This window comes from Mesorhizobium sp. M7A.F.Ca.US.010.02.1.1, assembly GCF_004023085.1.
Classification (GTDB): domain Bacteria; phylum Pseudomonadota; class Alphaproteobacteria; order Rhizobiales; family Rhizobiaceae; genus Mesorhizobium.
The window spans coordinates 1-1,923 of the sequence record NZ_RZRV01000095.1 but is presented as its reverse complement, the minus strand read 5'-3'; the positions used below and the strand labels follow the sequence as shown (position 1 = coordinate 1,923).

Annotated in this window: 3 protein-coding genes; 2 read left to right on the top strand and 1 reads right to left on the bottom strand. The window is 57.5% G+C overall.

What is annotated here, in order from left to right; genetic code table 11:
• Nucleotides 1-433, bottom strand: a 433-nt coding sequence (locus EOA19_RS34805; RefSeq protein ID WP_164893128.1) for a LysR family transcriptional regulator, incomplete at its 3' end; no start/stop codon positions are given.
• A gap of 146 nt (nucleotides 434-579) precedes the next feature.
• Here EOA19_RS34805 and EOA19_RS34800 point away from each other — a divergent pair.
• Nucleotides 580-1,662, top strand: coding sequence for an amidohydrolase family protein (locus EOA19_RS34800; RefSeq protein ID WP_023809365.1), 1,083 nt, complete (start codon nucleotides 580-582; stop codon nucleotides 1,660-1,662).
• 11 nt (nucleotides 1,663-1,673) lie between these two features.
• Nucleotides 1,674-1,923, top strand: a 250-nt coding sequence (locus EOA19_RS34795; protein ID WP_128306107.1) for a Rieske 2Fe-2S domain-containing protein, incomplete at its 3' end; no start/stop codon positions are given.

Genomic DNA, 1,923 nt, shown 5'->3' with positions numbered 1-1,923 from the left:
GCACTGCGATGTCGAGATTTCCCATGCTTAGGTCGCTGACCATCTGGTTTGAATAATCCGACTCGACATGGATCGACGATTTGGGAAGAGCCTGACACAGCGTCTCCACCCAACCCGGCAAAACCGAGCGGGTCATCCCGACCTGCGCGGCGACGCGCAAGGTGCCTTCGAAACGATTGAACGCCCGGACATCGTGGCGAGCCTGCGACCATGTGGACAGCAAGGATCTTGCATAAGCTTCGAACCGGCGCCCTGCGGCGGTCGGCTCCGCCCCGGCGCGTCCGCGCTGGAACAGTTCGGACCCGATTGCGCTCTCGAGGTTCTTGATGCGGGTGCTGATCGTCGACTGGGTCAATCCTAGCCGATCCGCGGTGCGATTGAAGTTTCTCGATTCGATGATGTCGAGAAAGGTCTCGATGTGATCAAGTTGCATGAAATCTCCAATCGAAAAACTCGATCATATTCCACGTATCATAAGCTTGATCAAACAATACTCAAGGCGGAAGCTGCAGCAGATCAGCGGCCGGTAGCGCTGCCGGGACGAGATACGGATACGGATACGGATACGGAGCGGAAGAAGTGTTCATAGTCGACTGCGACTGTCATAATTACTGGTCAAGCGCCACCGTGTTGGAGCCCTATCTCTCCGGCCTGTGGAAAGACATGTTCATCGAGGGCGAGAAAACAGGTCCCGTTGGCGCCTTTCCGCATGGTCATCGGCCCTGGTTCCACCCGCAGGATTTTTCCCGCAAGGACATCCGTCCGAAAACAGAAGCCGACAATTATCTCATCATGAAAGAGAAGCACCTCGACAAATACAAAGTCGACGTGGCGATCCTGACCGGCGATGAGCCTATCGAGGCGTCGACCCTGGCTAACCCTTATTATGCCAGCGCTCTGGTCAGCGCTTACAACGATTATCAGATCGACCAGTGGTTGCCGAAAGACGATCGTTTCATGGGCTCGATCATCATCGCGCCACAGGATCCGAAGCTCGCTGCCGCCGAGATACGCCGTCTTGGCAGTCATCCGCGCATGGTCCAGGTTCTCGCTTCCCAGGGTTCCGTCAAGCCGTATGGCGACCCGTTTTACCATCCGATCTACGAAGCCTGCGCGGAAGTGGGGTTGCCATTCGCCATTCATCTGGGCGGGCATGGCGGCGTGAATTCAACTGCCATTGCTCCTGCCCCGACGACATTCTTCTGGGAAACGCATGCCATTCTGCACATGTCGGCGATGTCGCACGTGGCAAGCATGATCGCCCATGGCGTCTTCGAGAAATGGCCGGACCTCTACTTCGTGATCATCGAGTGCGGCGTCGCCTGGGTTCCGTCGGTCCTTTGGCGCCTGGACGCCGACTACAAAGCGCTGCGCAAGGAGACGCCATGGCTGAAGATGCTGCCGTCTGAATATTGCCGGCGCAACATCCGCTTTTCCACGCAGCCTCTGGAGCAGCCTGCAAACATTCAACATCTCTGGTCCACGCTCGAGGCGATGGACGGCGAAAACACGCTGATGTTTGCATCGGACTATCCGCACTGGGATTACGACGATGCCAACACGCTGCAAATCCCTCCTGCCTGGAAGAGCAAGATCATGGGACTGAACGCGCTGGAAGTCTACAAACGCATCCCCCGCGCGCAAGCCGCGAATGCCGCCTGAGGAAGCATATGATGCCCGAGAAGACCTATATCTGCCGCGTCGACGAGATCGAAACAGGGTCTCCGTTCATCGCCAAGATCCGCAGCCTTTCGGTCGGGATTTTCCGCATCGGAGATTCATTCCACGCGCTGCTCAATGTCTGTCCGCACCGCGGCGCTCCGCTTTGCGAGGGGCCGCAATGCGGCACAACCGCGCCCGTTGAACAGGCGCAATTCATCTATCATCGCGAAAACGAGATCGTTCGATGCGCCTGGCACGGCT